This window comes from Ancylobacter dichloromethanicus (assembly GCF_018390645.1).
GTDB lineage: Bacteria > Pseudomonadota > Alphaproteobacteria > Rhizobiales > Xanthobacteraceae > Ancylobacter > Ancylobacter dichloromethanicus.
In genome coordinates this window covers 141,911-160,716 of record NZ_JAHBGC010000038.1, presented here as the reverse complement: position 1 = coordinate 160,716, position 18,806 = coordinate 141,911, and the positions used below count along the sequence as shown (strand labels likewise).

Below are 18,806 nucleotides of genomic sequence, written 5' to 3'. Positions count from 1 at the left end.
CGCCGGGGAGAGGTGGACACCGCCCGAGGGTCCGCGACATGACCAACCGCTTCCGTACCGCCTCGGGCGGGCGTATCGACCGCGCCGCGCCGCTGTCCTTCCGCTTCGACGGCCAGACCTTCTCGGGCTTTTCCGGCGACACGCTGGCCTCGGCGCTCCTCGCCAATGGCGTCCACCTCGTCGGCCGCTCGTTCAAGTATCACCGCCCGCGCGGCTTCCTCTCCGCCGGCTCGGACGAGCCGAACGCGCTGGTCAACGTCTTCCGCGATGCTGCCCGCGCCGCGCCGAACCTGCGCGCCACCCAGGTGGAGATCCATGAGGGGCTGAAGGCGTCGAGCCAGAACCGCTGGCCCTCGCTCGCCTTCGACGCCGGCGCGGTCAACGACCTCGCCTCGCCCTTCCTGCCCTCGGGCTTCTACTACAAGACCTTCATGTGGCCGGCGGGGGCGTGGAAGCGCTTCTACGAGCCGAAGATCCGCGCCATGGCGGGCCTTGGCGTCGCCCCCACGCTGCCGGACCCGGACCGCTACACCCAGAACCACGCCCATTGCGACGTGCTGGTCGTCGGCGCTGGCCCGGCCGGCCTCGCCGCCGCGCTGGCCGCCGCCGAAAGCGGCGCGACGGTCATCCTCTGCGACGAGCAGGCCGAACTCGGCGGCTCGCTGCTGTCGGAAGTCTCGGCCACCATCGAGGGCCGGCCGGCGACCGAGTGGCTCGCCGACACGCTGGCGAACCTCAAAGGCCGCGACAACGTCACCCTGCTGCCGCGCACCACCGCCTTCGGCTATTACCCGCACAACCTCATCGCGCTGGCCGAGCGCGTCACCGATCACCTCGCCGCCCCCGCCGCCGGCCTGCCGCGCGAGCGCATGTGGCAGGTGCGGGCGAAGGAAGTGGTGATCGCCGCCGGGGCGCTGGAGCGCCCGCTGGTGTTCCCCGACAATGACCGGCCGGGCGTGCTGCTGGCCGATTCCGCCCGCACCTACGCCAATCGCTACGGCGCCAGGGTGAGCGAGCGCGCGGTGATCTTCACCGCCTGCGATGCCGGCTACCGCGCCGCGCTGGACCTCAAGGCGGCCGGCATCACCATCGCCGCCATCGCCGATCTGCGCACTGAGGTGTCAGGCGAACTCCCCGCCCGCGCGCTGGCCGCCGGCATCGACGTGCGCCCCTCCACCGTCGTGGTCGGCACCAGGGGCCGGCTGCGCGTCGCCTCCGCCCTCCTCGCCAAGGCGAAGGGCGGCGAGGTAGGCCCCACCGAGACGGTTCCCTGCGACACCGTGCTGATGTCCGGTGGCTTCACGCCGAGCGTGCACCTGTTCTCGCAGTCGCGCGGCAAGCTGGTCTGGGACGGCGCGGCCGGCGCCTACCTCCCCGGCACCTCGGTCGAGCGCGAGCGCTCCGCCGGCGCCTGCCGGGGCATATATGGCCTGCAGCGCGTGCTGGAGGACGGCTACGCCCAGGGCGAGGCAGCCGCGATCGCCTCCCGTGACTACGCGTCCCCCGCGCGCGGCGCCACGCCCGCCCCCGCCGTGTCCTCGCGCGCCTTCCCCGCCAGTGCCGAGGATCTCGGCACCGCCGGCTTCATCGGCGCCACCCCGCACGGGCGCAACCCGGCGCTGGCCAAGGCCTTTGTCGACTGGCAGAACGACGTCACCTCCAAGGATATCCTGCTCGCGACCCGCGAGGGCATGCGCTCGATCGAGCATGTGAAGCGCTACACCACCACCGGCATGGCGACCGACCAGGGCAAGACCTCGAACATGAACACCCTCGGCATCGTGTCCGAGGCGCTCGACACCCCGGTGCCGCAGATCGGGCTCACCACCTTCCGCCCGCCCTTCACCCCCACCACCTTCGGCCTCTTCGCCGGGGCGGCGCGCGGCGACGTGTTCGACCCCGTCCGCAACACCGCCATCCACGGCTGGGCCGCCGAACAGGGCGCCGCCTTCGAGGATGTCGGCAACTGGAAGCGGGCGCATTATTTCCCGCGTGCGGGTGAAGATATGCACGCCGCCGTCGCCCGCGAGTGCAAGGCGGTGCGCGCCTCAGTCGGCCTGTTCGACGCCTCCACCCTCGGCAAGATCGAGATCGTCGGGCCGGACGCCGCCGAGTTCATGAACCGCATGTACACCAATGCCTGGGCCAAGCTGGAGCCCGGCCGGCTGCGCTATGGCGTCATGCTGCGCGAGGACGGCTTCGTGATGGATGACGGCGTCGTCGGGCGCATGGCGGCGGACCGCTTCCACGTCACCACCACCACCGGCGGCGCCCCGCGCGTGCTCGCTCACATGGAGGACTATCTCCAGACCGAATGGCCGGACCTCGATGTGTGGCTCACCTCCACCACCGAGCAATGGTCGGTCATCGCCGTGCAGGGGCCCAAGGCCCGCGAGGTGATCGCCCCGCTGATCGAGGGCATCGACCTCTCCAGGGAAGCCTTCCCGCATATGAGCGTGCGCGAGGGGCGCATCTGCGGCGTGCCCACGCGGCTGTTCAGCGTGTCCTTCACCGGCGAGCTCGGCTTCGAGATCAACGTGCCCTCCGCCTATGGCCGCGCGGTGTGGGAAGCGGTCTACGCGGCGGGCGAGCGCTTCGGCATCACGCCCTACGGCACCGAGACCATGCACGTGCTGCGCGCCGAGAAGGGCTACATCATCGTCGGCCAGGAAACCGACGGCACCGCGACGCCCGACGACGCCAATCTCGGCTGGGCGGTCGGCAAGGCGAAGAAGGACTTCGTCGGCAAGCGCTCGCTCATCCGCGAATCCATGTCGGCGCCGGACCGCCGCCAGCTGGTCGGACTGAAGACCACCGACCCCCAGGTCGTGCTGGAGGAGGGCGCGCAGATCGTCGCCGATCCCTCGGTGCCGGTCCCGGTGCCGATGCTCGGCTTCGTTACCTCGTCCTATCACAGCGCCGTTCTCGGCCGCTCCATCGCGCTGGCCATGGTGAAGGGCGGGCGCGCCCGCATCGGTCAGAAGCTGATGGTGCCGATGCCGGCCCACGCCATCGAGGTCGAGGTGGTCGAGCCGATATTCTACGATCCCAAGGGGGAACGCCTCAATGGTTGAGAGCCCGTCCGTGATCACGCCCCTCGCCGCCGCCAACCCGCTCACAGCGCTTGCCGCCGTCTCGCGCGACATCGCAGCGGCGCGACTTGCCGCGCTGGGTGACGCCGCCCGCCTCGCCTTCCGCGGCCGCGAGGCGGCGATCGGCCCGGCCGGCGAGGCCTTCGGCGTCGCCCTGCCGCGCGAGGCGTGCCGCTTCAACGCCGCCAATGGCCGCTTCGCCTTCTGGCTCGGCCCGGATGAGTGGCTGCTGCTGGTCCCCGACGCCGAGCCCGCCCCGCTCTTCGCCGCCATTGAGGCCGCCACATCAGGCCTGCCGCATTCGCTCGTCGATGTCTCCGCCCGCAGCGTCGGCATCGAGGTGGCGGGCGAAAAGGCCGCCTTCGTGCTGAACCAGGGCAACCCGCTGGACCTGTCCTTGGGCGCGTTCCCGGTCGGCATGTGCACCCGCACCCTGTTTCACAAGGCGGAGATCGTGCTCGTGCGCCATGCTCCCGACGTGTTCCACCTCGATGTCTGGCGCTCCTTCGCGCCCTATGTCTGGGAATTGCTGGAAGACGCCCGCCGCGAGCTGGCGTGACCGCCGGCGAGCGGGGCGGCGATAGAGTTTCCCCGGGTCCCGGCGTGGCGCTCCGGCTGCGCCTCCGCTGGGCCGGGACACGGAAGACGACCTGACCGACCCGGTATCGCGGCCAAGCGGCACGACGTGCAGCGCCGGGCCGGGACCCAGGAAAGACCCTGCCGCTTTGTCGTCCCACCGGGTTAGGCGTCCATGATCAGCGCGTTCGAGCTTTTCAAGATCGGCATCGGCCCGTCCTCCTCGCACACGGTGGGGCCGATGGTGGCGGCGGCGAGCTTCGCCGAGCGCCTCGCCGCCGAAGGCCAGTTGCCGCGCGTCGCCCGCGTCGAGGCGACGCTTTACGGCTCGCTGGCCTGGACCGGCAAGGGCCACGGCACCGACAAGGCGGTGATGCTCGGCCTCGCCGGCCAGCACCCGCGCACCATCGACCCCGACCGCGCCGACGCGCTCATCGCCGGCGTGGCGGAAGAGGGCCGCCTGCCGCTCGCCGGCACCCATGGCATCGGCTTCAAGGCCGCCCGCGACATCGTCTTCGATGGCGTCGCGCCCACCCCGCAGCACCCGAACACGCTGGCCTTCCGCGCCTTCGCCGGGGATGGCGGGCTCATCGCCGAGGCGCGCTGGTGCTCCATCGGCGGCGGCTTCGTCGTGCCGGAAGAAGACGTCGGCCGCCCGGCCCCGCCGGAACAGGTCGCCCTGCCCTATCCGTTCCGCAGCGCCCGCGACATGCTGGCCTACGCCGCGCGCGAAAACCTTTCCATCGCCGGCCTCGTCGCCGCCAATGAGCACGCCCGCCGGCCGGTCGCCGAGGTGGAGGCGCATCTCGACGGCGTGGTCGAGGCGATGATGTCGTGCATCGACCGCGGCCTCGCCACCTCCGGCGAGCTGCCCGGCGGGTTGAAGGTGAAGCGCCGGGCCAGGGCGATCCGCGACGCACTGGTCGCCCGCAACGCCCCCACCCCGCACGAGATCATGGACTGGGTCAGCCTCTACGCCATCGCGGTGAACGAGGAGAACGCCGCCGGCGGGCGGGTCGTCACCGCCCCCACCAATGGCGCCGCCGGCGTGGTGCCGGCGACGCTGCGCTACTACCGCGACCATTGCCCCGGCGCCGACCGGGCCGGGCTGCACGTCTTTCTGCTCACCGCCACCGCCATCGGCGCGCTGTTCAAGATCAACGCCTCGATTTCCGGCGCCGAGGTCGGCTGCCAGGGCGAGGTCGGCGTCGCCTGCTCGATGGCGGCGGGCGGGCTCGCCGCCGCGCTCGGGGGCAGCCCGGCGCAGGTGGAGAACGCCGCCGAAATCGGCATGGAGCATCACCTCGGCATGACCTGCGATCCCATTGCCGGGCTGGTGCAGGTGCCCTGCATCGAGCGCAACGCCTTCGGCGCCATCAGCGCGGTCAACGCTGCCTCGCTGGCGCTGCATGGCGACGGCACCCACATCGTCTCGCTCGACAAGGTGATCGTCACCATGCGCGAGACCGGCCGCGACATGGCCTCGAAATACAAGGAAACCTCGCTCGGCGGCCTCGCCGTCAACCTGCCGGAATGCTGACCGCATGCGGGGCGACGGCGAAACGGCATTGTCCTTGCTACCTGGGGCGGCAAATTTGCTATGCTGCCCCCAGGAGCAGGCCATGAACCATCAGCGACCCATCTCCCCCGGACTGTCCAACCCGCCGAAAGCGGTGGCGGCGCCCGCGCTGAATGTCGGATTCATCCTCGCCGACAACTTCACCCTGTCGGCCTTCTCGCTGATCGTCGACCAGCTTCGCCTCGCCGCCGACGATGGCGACCGCTCGCGCCCGATCCTCGCCCGCTGGCAGGTGATGTCGTCGCGCCCCGAGCCGATCCGGGCGAGCTGCGGCATCACCGTCGCGCCCTCCGGCCCGTTCACCGACCCGGCTAATTTCGCCTATATCGTCGTCGTCGGCGGCCTGCTGCATGGCGGCCAGCAGCTCGACGAGGAAAGCATCGCCTATCTCAGGCGCGCCGCCCGCGCCGGCGTGCCGCTGGTCGGCGTGTGCACCGGCAGCTTCGTCCTCGCCCGCGCCGGGCTGATGACCGGCCGGCGCTGCTGCGTCTCCTGGTACCATTATCAGGACTTCATGGAGGAGTTCCCCCACCACACCCCGGTGGCGGACCGGCTCTATGTCATCGACGGCGACCGCATCACCTGCGCCGGCGGCGGCGGCGCGGCGGACCTCGCCACCGCGCTGGTAGAGAAGTTCCTCGGCCGCTCCATCGCCCAGAAGAGCCGGCATGTGCTGCTGCTGGACCGCCAGCGGCCGGGCACCGAATCCCAGCCGCACCCGCCGATCGCCGATCTCGTGGCCGACGACCGCGTGCGCCGGGCGCTGCTGATGATGGAGCAGCACCTCGCCGACCCGCTGCCGATCGCCGACATTTCCCGCCGGCTGCAGCTTTCCACCCGCCAACTAGAGCGCCTGTTCCAGACCGTGATGGGCCAGCGCCCGGCAGAGTTCTACCGCCGGCTGCGGCTGCGCTATGCCCGCTTCCTGCTCGACACCACCGGCCGCTCGGTCACCGATATCGCGCTGGAGGCCGGCTTTTCCGACTGCGCCCACTTCTCCCGCCAGTTCAAGGCGCAGCACGGCTTCACCCCCTCCGACGCCCGCGCCCGCACCCCGGGGCCACCGGCGCAGAGCGTGGCCGGGCAGCGGCTGTTCGACTGAGCCCGGCGCCGCGACGCCTTCAGATGCCCGCCTCGGTCGGGCTCGCATTGCCCTTCATCAGGATCGGCCCGGTCGGGCGCCCCGTGGGGGAGCCGCCGGCCGGCTCCAGCGTCACCTCGTAGAGCTGTTCCGCCGCCGGGCGCGGCAGGCCCTCGACGCTCAGCTCCACATTGCGCATCGCCTCCAGGAGGCCGACCGAGACCGGACCGCGCGCACGGTCCCACAGCGTCCACACCTGCAGCGACTTGCCCTCCGGCGCCCTGAGCGCGCTCAGCGCCAGAAGCTCGGTGCGGCCGTCGCGAAAGGCGTTGACCACCGCCGCCGGCCGGTTCTGGTCGGAGAGCAGCACCGCCACCAGCACCGGCGCCTGCGCCGCCTGCCGGGCGAGATGGGCGGTGCCGAGGGCGAGCAGCAGCAGCGCGGCGGAGGCCGCGAGCCCATAGCCGCGCCACAGCCCGAGGCTGCCCCACCAATGCGTGAAGCGCGCCGCGCGCGCCGGCACGGGGGAAGCCGCCCGCGCCGCCGGCTTTGCGAGTGCCGCCTCGATGCGCGGCCACAGCGCCGGGTCGGGCGTCACCGGCACGGCGGTGGCGTCGAGTTCGGCCAGCCGCACCCGCCACAGATCGACCTGAACGACGAGCCCGGCGTCGCGCGCCAGCCGCTCCTCGCAGCGCCGCATCTCTTCGGGGTCGAGCAGGCCGAGCACATATTCGCTGGCCAGCCGGTCGCGCTCGTCGGCGCTCATGTCATGCACTCCCGCAGGGTGAGCAGGCTGCGCCTTATCCATGCCTTGGCGGTGCCGAGCGGCACGCCCAGCCGCCCGGCCAGCTCGCCATGGGTGAGCCCGCGCATATAGGCCAGCAGGATCGCCCGGCGCCGCTGCGGCTCCAGCCGGTCGAGGCAGCGCCGCAGCGCGCTGGATTCGGACAGCGCCAGCACCAGCGTCTCGGCGTCGGCCTCCTCGGTGGCGGGCTCGATCGCCTCGAAACTGTCGACCAGCTCGGTGCGCTTCTCGCCGCGCAGCACGTTAAGCGCCGTGTTGCGCAGGATGGCGAACACCCAGGAGGAGGGCTTGCCGCGCGCCGCGTCGAAACTGCCCGCCTTCTCCCAGATGCGCAGGAAGGTGTCGTGCACCACCTCGTCGGCGAGGTCGCGGCGGCGCAGCATGCGCAGCGCGACGCCGGTCATCTTCGGCGCCAGCCGCTCATAGAGCCGGTGCAGCCCGGCCCGCTCCCCGCGGGCGCAGCCGCGCAGCGCCTCGGCGAGTTCGTCATCGGCCGCCCCATCGGCGGTGTGAAGCAGGGTCGTCATCGGGCGGCTCCCGCAAAGTAAGGCTTGATACTCATACGCCCCGGCATCGGTTTCGGATGCAATGTGAAGAGATTTTTTCGCCCCTCGCTGCATCCGCCGGGCGATCCCGCGTGTAGCCGCTCCGTCCCAGCCGACACGGGTTCGGCGCGAAACGGAGTTCGCCACATGAAAAGCTCGATGATCGCCCTCACCTTCAGCGCGTTCACCTTCACCGGCCTCGCCCTCGCCGCCGGCGGCGCGCAGGCCCAGTCCGTCGCCGCCCTGCTCGACGGCAACAGGATCGCCGTCGTCGATATCAAGGCCGCCAAGGTCGGCACGCCGATGACGGTCGCCGGCGAGGGCCGCCTCGTCGGCATCGACGTGCGCCCCGCCGACGGCAGGCTCTATGGCCTGTTCGAGGACGGCACCGTCGTCACCATCGACACCGCCAGCGGCAAGGCGATGAAAAAGTCCACCCTCGGCACCATGCTGCCGGCCGGCTCCATGGCGACCGTCGACTTCAACCCGGTCGCCGACCGGCTGCGGGTGATGGGCAGCGACGGCACCAATCTTCGCGCCAATGTCGACGACGGCAAGGTGATCACGGACGGCGCGCTGAAATATGCCGAGGGCGACATGCACAAGGGCAAGGCGTCGAAGATCGTCGCCGGCGCCTACACCAATTCGATGAAGGGCGCCAAGGAGACCGCGCTCTACGACATCGACGCCGCCGCCGGCACGCTCGTCAAGCAGGCCCCGCCCAATGACGGCGTGCTCAACTCGGTCGGCAAGCTCGGCGTCTCCGGGGATGCCTACGCCTTCGACATCGTCACCACCGAGGGCGGCGCCCATGAGGGCTGGCTGATGGCCGGCGACACGCTCTATTCGGTCGACCTCGCCACCGGCAAGGCCACCGCCGTGGGCAAGATCGCCGGCGTCACCGGCAAGGTGCACGACATCGCCATCCTGCCGGCGATGTGAGCGTGAAGGCCCTCTGAACGATCCGGGGGGCGGCGCGGGAGCGTGCCGTCCCCCTTCCTTGCTCCCCTGTCGCGGGGAATGTCGCGTCCAGAGAATTGTCTGTCGTTTCCAGAGAAGTCGCCGTCGCGCTTCCGTCGAACAATTCCAGATGACGCGACAAGCGGGCCCGGGACCCGCGCGAGGGAGAACAGACGATGCTGGACGCGACCTCCACCCCGCTGAAGGCGCTGCTGCGCCGCCGAAAGCCGGGCTACAGCCTTGAAGCGCCGTTCTACATCAGCCCCGAGATCTTCGAGGCGGACATGGACGTCATCTTCGGCCATCACTGGATCTTCGTCGGCGTCGACCCCGACATTCCCGAGCCGGGCGACGCAATGGCGCTCGATATCGGCAAGGCCAAGATCGTCCTGGTGCGCGACGACGACAACGAGGTCCGCGCCTTCCACAATGTGTGCCGCCATCGCGGCGCGCCGATCGTGCACGACTACAAGACCACGGTCGGCAACCTCGTCTGCCGCTACCATTCCTGGACCTACGGCCTCGACGGCAAGCTGCTCGCCGCCTCGCATATGGGCGAGAATTTCGACCCCTCCTGCCACGGCCTCAAGCCGGTGCATGTGCGCTCGCTGGAAGGGCTCATCTTCATCTGCCTGTCCGACGACCCGCCGGCCGATTTCGACGTCATGGCCGCCAAGATGGCGCCCTATCTCGCCCCGCACGACCTGAAGAACGCCAAGGTCGCCTTCGAGAAGGACATCATCGAGCCGGGCAACTGGAAGCTCACCATGGAGAACAACCGCGAGTGTTATCACTGCGCGGGCAACCATCCCGAGCTCACCGTGCCGTTGTTCGCCTATGGCTTCGGCTTCGCCCCCGAGGAACTCGACGAGCATGAGCGCAAGGAGGCCGAGGAATATGACAAGCTGCTGAAGTCGAGCCATCGCGAATGGGAGAGCTGCGGCTTTCCCTCCACCATGATGGAGCACCTCGACGACATGGCGACCGGCTTCCGCACCGAGCGCCTGCCGCTGGCGGGCGACGGCGAGAGCCACACCAACGACACCAGGGCGGCGTGCCGGAAGCTGCTTGGCAAGATCAACGATCCCCGCCACGGCGCGCTGCATTTCTGGACCCAGCCCAATTCCTGGCACCACTTCATGTCCGACCACGCGGTGGTGTTCTCGGTGCTGCCGCTCGACGCCGAGCGCTCGCTGCTGCGCACCAAATGGCTGGTGCACAAGGATGCGGTCGAGGGGGTCGACTACGACCTCGAAAACCTCGTCGGCGTGTGGGACGCCACCAACGACCAGGATTCGACGCTGGTCAGCTATTGCCAGGAAGGCGCCCGCAGCCCGGCCTACGAGCCTGGCCCCTACTCGCCGCACACCGAGATGCTCGTGGACAAGTTCTGCAACTGGTACGTCGGCCGGATGAGCGCGCATCTGGGCCGCTGAGGGCGAGCTTCCCGCCGCTGCCACGCCGGGTGACGATCACCGTCATCCCGAGGTGACGGGCAACGTCATCCCGAGGTGACGATCACCGTCATCCTGAGGTGCGAGCGCAGCGGGCCTCGAAGGATGTTGAAGCAAAGCACGCCCATCCTTCGAGGCCCGGCGGTGCCGGCCACCTCAGGATGACGTCGTACGTGAAACCATGAAACTGTCAGGCACCGACCCCATGGACGCCGCCACCCCCACCGTCCTGCCCGACCCCGCCGCGCTGCGCCTCACCGGCGCCCTGCCCGAATGGAATCCGGAGGGCGACGACACGCTGGTCGTGCTCGCCATCCGCGAGGAGACGGCGGATGTGAAGACCTTCGTGCTGGCGCAGAAGGACCCCTGCGTGTTCCGCTACCAGCCCGGCCAGTTCCTCACCCTCGATCTCGACATCGGCGGCGAGAGCGTCAACCGCTGCTACACCATCGCCTCCGCGCCGACCCGCCCGCACACCCTCGCCATCACGGTGAAGCGCGTGCCGGGCGGCCCGGTGTCGAACCACCTGCACGACCATGTGACGGTCGGCTCGACGCTGCGCGCCATCGGCCCGATGGGCGAGTTCTCCTGCTTCACACAGGGCACGCCCACGCCCGCCTCGAAATATCTGTTCCTGTCCGGCGGCAGCGGCATCACCCCGCTGATGTCGATGGCCCGCACCTTCCACGATCTCGGCGCGCTGCGCGACACCGTGTTCGTCCACGCGGCCCGCTCGCCCGCCGACATCATCTTCCGCGAGGAGCTGGAGCTGATGGCGCGCAACCAGCCCGGCACGTTCCGCTTCGCGCCGATCTGCGAGGCGGACAACCCGCGCGCGCCGTGGCACGGCCTGCGCGGCCGCATCAGCCTCGGCGTGCTCGAACATGTCGCGCCCGATTACCGCGAGCGCGAGATCTTCGTGTGCGGCCCGGCGCCGTTCATGAAGGCGGTGCGCGAGATGCTGAAGGGCGCGGGCTTCGACATGGCGCGCCACCATGAGGAAAGCTTCGACTTCGCCGAACTCGCCCGCGCCGAGCCCGAACTGGCGGCCGAGGTTGTCTCGGCCGAGCTGCTCCAGGCCATTCCCGAGGCGCTGGAGGTGCCGGTCACCACCTACACCATCGAGTTCGCCAAGCTGAAGCGCTCGATCGAGTGCCGCTCGGACATGTTCGTGCTGGATGCGGCGCGCCGCGCCGGGGTGCGCCTGCCCTCTTCCTGCTCGAAGGGGCTGTGCGGCACCTGCAAGTCGAAGCTGGTCTCGGGCACGGTCGACATGAAGCATGGCGGCGGCATCCGCCAGCGCGAAATCGACGCCGGCATGGCGCTGCTGTGCTGCTCCAAGCCGACCAGCGACCTCATTGTCGACCGCTGAGCCGGTTGGCTTGCCCCATCCCGGCTGGAAACGCGCGCTGGAGCCTGATCCGATCAGGTTGAAACCTGATCGGTAAAACGTTCTCTAGCGCCAGAGGTCGAGCGCGCCGGTCACCGCCTGTTTCATGCCGTCATAGGCGCGCGTGGTGCCCTCGACGGTCCGGTCGACCACCTCGGTCGCGCTCGGCAGCGGCGGCAGGCCGAGAAAGCCCTCCTCCTTCGGCTCCTCCACCCGGGCGACGAGGGGTGCCGGCGGAACGAAGGCCGGGTCACGGGTGGCCATCGCCAGATCGAGCGGCTGGCCGGGCGCGCCGCCATTCGGCGGCACCGGCGCGGTGGAGGGGATGGCGGAGGTTTCGGGCGGCATCTGCCGCGCGCCGACCACCACCGGATAGGAGGCGCGCGTCACCATCGGGTCGCGGCTGTCGCAGCGCGCGCCGCACTGGTCGAAGCGCTCGACCCCGGCCGGCAGCGCGGCCACCGCGATGTCGCTGGAGAGCGGTGCTTCGGCGCCCGCGGGACGCGGAGTCCCGGTGGCCGCCTTCGCGGTCCTGTGCGGCGGCTTGTAGACCGCGCCGGGCTCGATGGCCCGGATCATGGTCGGAATGTCGAGCCGGTCGCCCTTGTCGGTCGGTTCCTCGGTGAGATCGACCGGCATCGCCACCAGCCGGGCGAGCGTCTTGACGCTCTCCTGCGCCCGCAGCGTGCCGGCCTCGTCGGCCTTGCCGCGCGCATAGCCATTGCCCTCGGCGACGACATAGGTGCCGGCGGCGATGGCGAGCGCGAAGCCCACCGGCAGCATGATGCGGCCGGGCAGCCAGGACTGGAAGGTGGAGCGCGAGCGCGTCATGGAACGCATGAAAGGAATCCCCCGTTGTCGGGGCTCATTTCCCCCTGCATTGGCGACGAATTTGCGGCATGATTGGCGCCGGCCGGTGGCCAAGCCGGGGTAATCCTGCGCGCCCTTTTCCGAACATGATCCGCCGCAACTTTCGGCAAGAACTCCTCCGGGTGCATCCGACGTGCTCGATCCCGCCTCGCTTACGCGCATCGGCTTCCTGACCCTGCCGAACCACTCGATGATCGCCTGCGCCAACGCGCTGGAGGCGCTGCGCATGGCCAATTACGTGGCCGAGGGCGATCTCTATTCCTGGCGCATCGTGACGCTGGACGGTGCGCCCGCCACGGCCAGCAACGGCCTCACCCTGTCGCCCACCCTCGCGCTCAGTGAGGCCGGCCCGCTCGACCTCTTGCTGGTATGCGGGGGCATCGACATACGCCACGCCGCCACCCCCGCCGTGGCCGACACGCTGCGCCGCCTCGGCCGACGCGGCGTCGCGCTGGGCGCGCTGTGCACCGGCAGCTTCGTGCTGGCCGAAGCCGGGCTGCTCGATTTCTACCGCTGCGCCGTCCACTGGGAGAACCTGCCGGCGATCCGCGAGGAATTCCCGCAGATCGACTTCGTCGAGGAAGCCTTCGTCATCGACCGCGACCGCCTCACCTGCACCGGCGGCGTCGCGCCGCTGGAAATGATGCTGACGTTGATCGAGGCGAAGGGCGGCCGCGCGCTGGCCGACAAGGTGTCGGAGCAGTTCATCGTCGACCGCGCCCCGCGCCGGCCGGCAAAGGTGGCGGCCCGCCCGCGCCCGCTGCTGCCCGACCCGACGCTGGCCCGCGCGGTGCGGCTGATGGAGACCGCGATCGAGCAGCCGCTCGGCATCGCCGCCGTCGCCAACCGGCTCGGCGTCTCCTCCCGCCAGCTGGAGCGGCTGTTCCAGCGCCATCTCGGCGTCTCCCCGGCGGCCTACCAGCTGCGCCTGCGGCTGGAGCGGGCGCGCGAATTGCTGCGCCTGTCGCCGCTGCCGGTCACCGATGTCGGCCTCGCCTGCGGCTTCCAGTCGGCGGCGCACTTCTCCACCGCCTATGCCCGCCATTTCGGCCGCCCGCCGAGCCGCGAGCGCCGCGGCGCCGCCGCGCCCGCGCCGCGCCCGGGCGGCTGAAGGGCTCCGCATTGTCCGCACTGGCGTGGCGCGGTTCGTGGTATTAATTACACAGGGCCGATGGCCCCGATCTCCCGAATGCGGCCCGCGCCGCGTGCTGCCGTGAATGCGCCCGAAAGCGGGCCCGAGAATGCGCCGATGAACGCGCCCGTGAATCCGTCCGCCTACCGCCGGCTGGCGGCCCGCTACAGCGACCTGACCTCAGGCATGCTGGCGCCGGAGCGCACGCCGCTCGCCGATGCCTGGCTCGGCCTGCCCATGACCTTCGTCGCCGGCGCCACCAATGCCGGCGGGCTGCTCGCGGTCGGCCAGTACACCTCGCACATGTCGGGCATCATCTCCTCGGCCGCCGACCATGCGGTACTCGGCGCCATGGACCTCGTTCTGGCCGGCTTCGGCGCCCTGTTCGCCTTCCTGCTCGGCGCCGCCACCTCGGCGCTGCTGGTCAACTGGGGCCGGCTGCATGTCGCCGGACGCGAATATTCGCTGCCGCTGACGCTGGAGGCGTTCCTGCTGCTCGCCTTCGCCCTGCTCGGCGCCTATACGCGCCAGTCCGGCCTGGTGCTCGGTCTCGCGGTCGCGGTGCTGTGCTTCATCATGGGGCTGCAGAACGCCACCGTGACCAAGATGTCGGGCGCCAAGATCCGCACCACCCACATGACCGGCATCGTCACTGATATCGGCATCGAGCTCGGCAAGCTGTTCTATTCCAACCACCGCCGGCGGCGCGGCGGCGGCGTTCCGCTGGTGCTGGCCGATCGCGAGAAACTGAAGCTGCTGGCCTATTTCCTCGCCGCCTTCTTTCTCGGCGGCGTGGTCGGCGCGGTCGGCTTCAACTATGCCGGCTTCGTCTTCGCCGTGCCGCTGGCCCTGCTGGTGTTCGCGCTCGCCGGGCCGTCGGCGCTGCGCATCCTGCTGCGCTGACGCGGCGCGGTCGCAACGCTACCGGCGCGATGGCGCAAATCTTCTGTCGGGCATAGGCGCGCGCGACCTATCGTGCCAGCATCGGGTTTCGAATGCGTAGGCGAAGGAGCGCGCCGACCATCATGATCGCCAATGCCGAGGCACTATTGAAACCCTTGACCATCAAGGGCCTGACCATCCGCAACCGGGTGATGTCGACCTCGCACGCGCCGGGCTACGGCAAGGACGGCAAGCCGCAGGAGCGCTACCAGCTCTACCATATGGAAAAGGCCAAGGGTGGCATCGGGCTGACCATGTTCGGCGGCTCCTCCTCGGTCGCCATCGACAGCCCGGCGGCGCCGTGGAACCAGATTTCCGTCACCGACGACAGCGTCATCCCCTATTTCCAGCAATTCGCCGAGCGGGTGCACGCCCACGGCGCCAGGCTGATGATCCAGCTCACCCATATGGGCCGCCGCACCAAGTGGGACACCGAAAACTGGCTGCCGACGCTCTCCGCCTCGGTGCGGCGCGAGCCGGCCTCGCGCACCGTGCCGCGCGCCATGGACCGGCACGACATCCGCCGCGTGGTGAAGGCGTTCGCCGACGCCGCCCGCCGCTGCCAGCAGGGCGGGCTCGATGGCTGCGAGATTTCCGCCGCCCATGGCCATCTGGTCGACCAGTTCTGGAGCCCCTCCGTCAACCAGCGCACCGATGAATATGGCGGCAGCCTGGAAAACCGCATGCGCTTCGGCCGGGAAGTGCTCACCGCCATGCGCGAGGCCACCGGCGACGACTATGTCATCGGCATGCGCATGTCCGGCGACGAGCTGATCGCCGACGGCCTCTCCCATGAGGATTGCGTCGCCATCGCCGCCGAATACGCGAAGCTCGGCCTGGTCGACTTCCTCAACGTGGTCGGCGGGCAGGCGCGGGACGAGATGGCCCATGCCGTCTCGCTGCCCAACATGTCCTTCCCGGTCGCGCCCTTCCTCTATCTCCCCAGCGCCATCAAGCGCGAGGTCGAGGTGCCGATCTTCCACGCCCAGCGGGTGACCGACCTCGCCACCGGCGCCCGCGCCGTCGCCGAGGGCCATGTCGACATGATCGCCATGACCCGCGCCCACATCGCCGACCCGCATCTGGTCAAGAAGCTGATGGAAGGCCGCGACGACGACATCCGCCAATGCGTCGGCGCCGGCTACTGCATCGACCGCATCTATGTCGGCGGCGACGCGCTGTGCATCCAGAACGCCGCGACCGGGCGCGAGGCCACCATGCCGCACGTCATCCCGAAGGCGGAGGTGGCGCGCAAGGTGGTGGTGGTCGGCGCCGGCCCGGCCGGGCTGGAAGCCGCCCGCGTGTGCGCCGAGCGCGGCCACAAGGTGGTGCTGTTCGAGAAGCAGCCGATGGTCGGCGGCCAGATCAACATCGCGGCGAAAGCGACCTGGCGCGAGGCGCTGTCCGGCATTCCCCGCTGGCTCTACGCGCAGGTGCAGAAGAAGGGCGTCGACATCCGCCTCGGCCGCGAGGCGAGCGCCGACGACATCGCCGCCGAGGCGCCGGACGTGGTGGTCATGGCCACCGGCGGCGTGCCCAATCCCGGCCACGCCAGCGGCCATGAGCACGCCGTTTCCACCTGGGACATCCTCACCGGCAAGGTCGAGCCCACCGGCTCGGTGCTGCTGTTCGACGAGATCGGCGGCCACAACGCCGCCTCCACCGCCGAGGTGCTGGCGAAGAAGGGCTGCCTGGTCGAGATGGTGACGCACGACGTGCAGATCGCGCAGGAGGTCGGCACCACCAACAAGCCGGTGCATCTGCGCGAACTCTACAAGCTCGGCGTGGTGATGACGCCGAACACCGAGCTGATCGAGATCTACCCCGAGGGCAACCGCCTCATCGCCGCCCTGCGCAACACCATGACCGACGCCGAGGAAGAGCGCGTGGTCGACCGCGTCGTGGTCGATTACGGCACGCTCCCCGTCGACTCCCTGTTCGAGGCGCTGCGCGGCGCCTCGGTCAATGACGGCGAGACCGATCTCGACGCCCTCGTCGCCGGCCGCCCGCAGCGCTGGACCGGCCAGCCCGGCTTCGCGCTCTACCGCGTCGGCGATGCCTGGACCGGGCGCAACATCCACGCCGCGCTCTACGATTCGCTCCGGCTCTGCAAGGATTTGTGAGGCGAAGCGGGCCATGATCGCCTCGATGGATCCGCAAATGGAACGTCTCCCCCGGGCTTGGCCCGGTCATGATGGCGCTCGGCATGCGGTGCCCCCCTGCCCCCTCACCCCACCCTCTCCCCCGCGGGGAGAGGGCTCCCGCGCCCGCGCGCTTCTTTCTCGCCTTTCCCGCTGGCGGGTTGTCCTCACCTCTCCCCGTCGGGGAGAGGTCGACCCGCAGGGCCGGGTGAGGGGTCGCGCCGCTTCCCCTGCGAGGCGCGCCGATGACTGAATTGGCCCTGCTCCTCTCGCTCACCGTCCTCGCCATGGTCGCCGTCGCCGGCACGCTGGCCACGCGGCGCGCGCTTCTGTGGCGCATCGGCGGCGCGGCGAAGGTCGATTGGGCGGCCGGCCTGCTCGCTTTGCCCAGGCGCTACCTCGTCGATGTCCACCACATTGTCGGGCGCGACGCTTACGCCGCGCGCATGCACGCGCTGGCCGCCGGCGGGCTCATCGTCGGCTCAGCGCTGGCGCTGCTCGGTCTCGTCCCCGCGCTGGGCGATATCAGGCTGTTCTGGTGGCTCACGGCGCTGGCCTTCGCCGCCGCCTTTGCCGGCGGGGCGATGGTCGGGCGGCGGCGGTACCCGAGGCGGCCGGCCCGGCTGTCCGGCGGCCGGTTCCAGCTTCTGCCGTTCCTGCTCGCGGCCTATGCCGGCGGCGGTTTCCTCGTCGCGCTGGACGCCTCGCTCGGTGGCGCGCTATGGCCGCTCGGCTGCGCCGGCCTCGCCTTCGCCGCGGTCGGCGGCCTCGGCCTCGCGCTGCAGATCGACCGCGGGCCGATGCGCCACGCCTTCGCCGGTGCCGCCCATCTCGTCGCCCATCCCCGCCCCGGGCGATTCGCCGGCGAGCGCGCCACCGCCCTCGCCCCGCTCGCTCTCGACACCCCGCGCCTCGGCGCCGCCATGCCGGAGGATTTCGCCTTCAACCGGCTGATCGGCTTCGACGCCTGCATCCAGTGCGGGCGCTGCGAGGTGGCCTGCCCGGCCTTCGCCGCCGGCCAGCCCTTGAACCCCAAGCGGCTGATCCAGGACCTCGCCGCCAGCCTGCAACCGCACGCCAGCAACGCGACTTACGCCGGCAGCCCCTACCCCAATGCCCGCCCGGTCGCCGGCGTCGGCGGGCCGGGCCTGCCGATCGTCGGCATCGGGGCGATGATCCACCCGGACACGCTGTGGTCCTGCACCACCTGCCGCGCCTGCGTCGAGGAATGCCCGATGATGATCGAGCATGTCGACGCCATCATCGACCTGCGCCGCTTCCAGACGCTGGAACTCGGGGCCGTGCCACCAAGGGCCGCTCTTCCGCTGATGGAACTGCGCTATGCCGACGAGCCTTCCGGCCGCCCGCTTGCCGCCCGCACCGATTTCGCCGCCGGCCTCCCTTTGCCGCTGATGGCGACCAGGGGCGGCGCCGATATCCTGCTCTGGCTCGGCGAGGGCGCCTATGAGCTGCGCTATGGCCGCACCCTGCGGGCCCTTGTCAGCCTGCTGCACAAGGCGAAGGTCGACTTCGCCGTGCTCGGCGCGGAGGAGCGCGACTGCGGCGACCTCGCCCGCCGGCTCGGCGACGAGGCCGGCTTCCAGCGCCTCGCCCGCGCGAATATCGAGACGCTCTCGCGCTACCGCTTCGCCCGCATCCTCACCGCCGACCCGCACGCGCTGCACGCGCTGCGCAATGAATACAAAGACTTCGGCGGCGCCTACGAGGTGGTCCACCACACCGCCTTCCTCGACGAACTGGCGGCCACCGGCCGGCTCGAACTCGGCGCGCTGAGTGAGGCGCGCGTCACCTATCACGACCCCTGCTATCTCGGCCGCTACAATGGCGAGGTGGACGCCCCGCGCCGCCTGCTCGACCGGCTCGGCATCGCGCGGCTGGAGATGGAGCGTTCCGGCAAGCGCTCCATGTGCTGCGGCGGCGGCGGCGGCGCGCCGGTATCGGACATCGAGGGCGAGCGGCGCATTCCCGATATCCGCATGGCGCAGGCCATGGCGACCGGCGCCGGCATCGTGGCGGTAGCCTGCCCGCAATGTTCCGCCATGCTGGAGGGCGTCACCGGCGAGCGCCCGGCGGTGCACGACATCGCCGAACTGGTGCTGATGGCGGTGGAGCGCGCCGACGCGGCGCCCGCGCGCACAGCGGAGGGCGTGGCATGAGCCGCCCGCGCAAGGACCCCCGCGCCGCTCGCGCCGCCCGCCGCGCCGGCGGCGGCACCCGC

14 protein-coding genes are annotated in these 18,806 nt (G+C 70.6%); 11 read left to right on the top strand and 3 right to left on the bottom strand.

Annotated elements, in window-relative coordinates; all coding sequences use genetic code 11:
• Positions 1 to 38 precede the first annotated feature (38 nt).
• The 4 genes from KHC23_RS17035 to KHC23_RS17020 all read left to right on the top strand — a co-directional run bounded on the left by KHC23_RS17035 (position 39) and on the right by KHC23_RS17020 (position 6,349).
• A complete protein-coding gene (locus tag KHC23_RS17035; protein ID WP_213373995.1) occupies positions 39 to 3,074 on the top strand; it encodes a sarcosine oxidase subunit alpha in 3,036 nt (1,011 codons plus the stop codon).
• Between the two features lie 10 nt (positions 3,075 to 3,084).
• Positions 3,085 to 3,651, top strand: coding sequence for a sarcosine oxidase subunit gamma (locus KHC23_RS17030; RefSeq protein WP_271188582.1), 567 nt, complete (start codon positions 3,085 to 3,087; stop codon positions 3,649 to 3,651).
• 192 nt (positions 3,652 to 3,843) lie between these two features.
• Positions 3,844 to 5,208 (top strand): L-serine ammonia-lyase, encoded by a 1,365-nt coding sequence (locus KHC23_RS17025; protein ID WP_213373991.1) that lies wholly within the window; start codon positions 3,844 to 3,846, stop codon positions 5,206 to 5,208.
• A gap of 82 nt (positions 5,209 to 5,290) precedes the next feature.
• Entirely contained in the window at positions 5,291 to 6,349 is a 1,059-nt protein-coding gene (locus KHC23_RS17020; RefSeq protein WP_213373989.1) for a GlxA family transcriptional regulator, read from the top strand.
• 19 nt (positions 6,350 to 6,368) lie between these two features.
• Here KHC23_RS17020 and KHC23_RS17015 read toward each other — a convergent pair whose 3' ends face one another.
• Both KHC23_RS17015 and KHC23_RS17010 read right to left on the bottom strand, forming a co-directional pair.
• Complete coding sequence (locus KHC23_RS17015) at positions 6,369 to 7,094, bottom strand: anti-sigma factor (RefSeq protein WP_213373987.1); 726 nt, start codon at positions 7,092 to 7,094, stop codon at positions 6,369 to 6,371.
• Positions 7,091 to 7,660, bottom strand: a complete 570-nt coding sequence (locus KHC23_RS17010; RefSeq protein WP_213373985.1) for a sigma-70 family RNA polymerase sigma factor — start codon at positions 7,658 to 7,660, stop codon at positions 7,091 to 7,093. Before KHC23_RS17010 ends, KHC23_RS17015 begins: the two co-directional genes overlap by 4 nt.
• Before the next feature lie 165 nt (positions 7,661 to 7,825).
• Between KHC23_RS17010 and KHC23_RS17005 the strand changes: the two genes are divergently transcribed.
• The 3 genes from KHC23_RS17005 (at position 7,826) to KHC23_RS16995 (ending at position 11,464) form a co-directional block, all read left to right on the top strand.
• Complete coding sequence (locus KHC23_RS17005; RefSeq protein WP_213373982.1) at positions 7,826 to 8,620, top strand: DUF4394 domain-containing protein; 795 nt, start codon at positions 7,826 to 7,828, stop codon at positions 8,618 to 8,620.
• A 194-nt stretch (positions 8,621 to 8,814) separates the two neighbouring features.
• Positions 8,815 to 10,074, top strand: coding sequence for an aromatic ring-hydroxylating oxygenase subunit alpha (locus tag KHC23_RS17000; RefSeq protein WP_213373980.1), 1,260 nt, complete (start codon positions 8,815 to 8,817; stop codon positions 10,072 to 10,074).
• 223 nt (positions 10,075 to 10,297) lie between these two features.
• On the top strand, positions 10,298 to 11,464 hold the full coding sequence (locus KHC23_RS16995; protein WP_213374487.1) for an FAD-binding oxidoreductase: 1,167 nt from the start codon (positions 10,298 to 10,300) through the stop codon (positions 11,462 to 11,464).
• 84 nt (positions 11,465 to 11,548) lie between these two features.
• Here KHC23_RS16995 and KHC23_RS16990 read toward each other — a convergent pair whose 3' ends face one another.
• On the bottom strand, positions 11,549 to 12,322 hold the full coding sequence (locus tag KHC23_RS16990; RefSeq protein WP_213373978.1) for a hypothetical protein: 774 nt from the start codon (positions 12,320 to 12,322) through the stop codon (positions 11,549 to 11,551).
• A gap of 163 nt (positions 12,323 to 12,485) precedes the next feature.
• Between KHC23_RS16990 and KHC23_RS16985 the strand changes: the two genes are divergently transcribed.
• From KHC23_RS16985 to KHC23_RS16970, 4 genes are all read left to right on the top strand, one after another.
• Positions 12,486 to 13,463 (top strand): GlxA family transcriptional regulator, encoded by a 978-nt coding sequence (locus KHC23_RS16985; protein ID WP_213373976.1) that lies wholly within the window; start codon positions 12,486 to 12,488, stop codon positions 13,461 to 13,463.
• A 138-nt stretch (positions 13,464 to 13,601) separates the two neighbouring features.
• Positions 13,602 to 14,387, top strand: coding sequence for a YoaK family protein (locus tag KHC23_RS16980; protein WP_246544698.1), 786 nt, complete (start codon positions 13,602 to 13,604; stop codon positions 14,385 to 14,387).
• A 122-nt stretch (positions 14,388 to 14,509) separates the two neighbouring features.
• Positions 14,510 to 16,549, top strand: coding sequence for an NADH:flavin oxidoreductase (locus KHC23_RS16975; protein ID WP_213373972.1), 2,040 nt, complete (start codon positions 14,510 to 14,512; stop codon positions 16,547 to 16,549).
• Positions 16,550 to 16,812: 263 nt separating this feature from the next.
• Positions 16,813 to 18,744 (top strand): DUF3483 domain-containing protein, encoded by a 1,932-nt coding sequence (locus KHC23_RS16970; RefSeq protein WP_213373970.1) that lies wholly within the window; start codon positions 16,813 to 16,815, stop codon positions 18,742 to 18,744.
• Positions 18,745 to 18,806 lie beyond the last annotated feature (62 nt).

Bases quoted from the DNA above. Each gene is read 5' to 3' on its own strand.
- KHC23_RS17035 (WP_213373995.1), top strand. From the start codon at position 39: ATGACCAACCGCTTCCGTACCGCCTCGGGCGGGCGTATCGACCGCGCC.
- KHC23_RS17025 (WP_213373991.1), top strand. From the start codon at position 3,844: ATGATCAGCGCGTTCGAGCTTTTCAAGATCGGCATCGGCCCGTCCTCC.
- KHC23_RS17020 (WP_213373989.1), top strand. From the start codon at position 5,291: ATGAACCATCAGCGACCCATCTCCCCCGGACTGTCCAACCCGCCGAAA.
- KHC23_RS17015 (WP_213373987.1), bottom strand. From the start codon at position 7,094: ATGAGCGCCGACGAGCGCGACCGGCTGGCCAGCGAATATGTGCTCGGC.
- KHC23_RS17010 (WP_213373985.1), bottom strand. From the start codon at position 7,660: ATGACGACCCTGCTTCACACCGCCGATGGGGCGGCCGATGACGAACTC.
- KHC23_RS17005 (WP_213373982.1), top strand. From the start codon at position 7,826: ATGAAAAGCTCGATGATCGCCCTCACCTTCAGCGCGTTCACCTTCACC.
- KHC23_RS17000 (WP_213373980.1), top strand. From the start codon at position 8,815: ATGCTGGACGCGACCTCCACCCCGCTGAAGGCGCTGCTGCGCCGCCGA.
- KHC23_RS16995 (WP_213374487.1), top strand. From the start codon at position 10,298: ATGGACGCCGCCACCCCCACCGTCCTGCCCGACCCCGCCGCGCTGCGC.
- KHC23_RS16990 (WP_213373978.1), bottom strand. From the start codon at position 12,322: ATGCGTTCCATGACGCGCTCGCGCTCCACCTTCCAGTCCTGGCTGCCC.
- KHC23_RS16980 (WP_246544698.1), top strand. From the start codon at position 13,602: ATGAACGCGCCCGTGAATCCGTCCGCCTACCGCCGGCTGGCGGCCCGC.
- KHC23_RS16975 (WP_213373972.1), top strand. From the start codon at position 14,510: ATGATCGCCAATGCCGAGGCACTATTGAAACCCTTGACCATCAAGGGC.
- KHC23_RS16970 (WP_213373970.1), top strand. From the start codon at position 16,813: ATGACTGAATTGGCCCTGCTCCTCTCGCTCACCGTCCTCGCCATGGTC.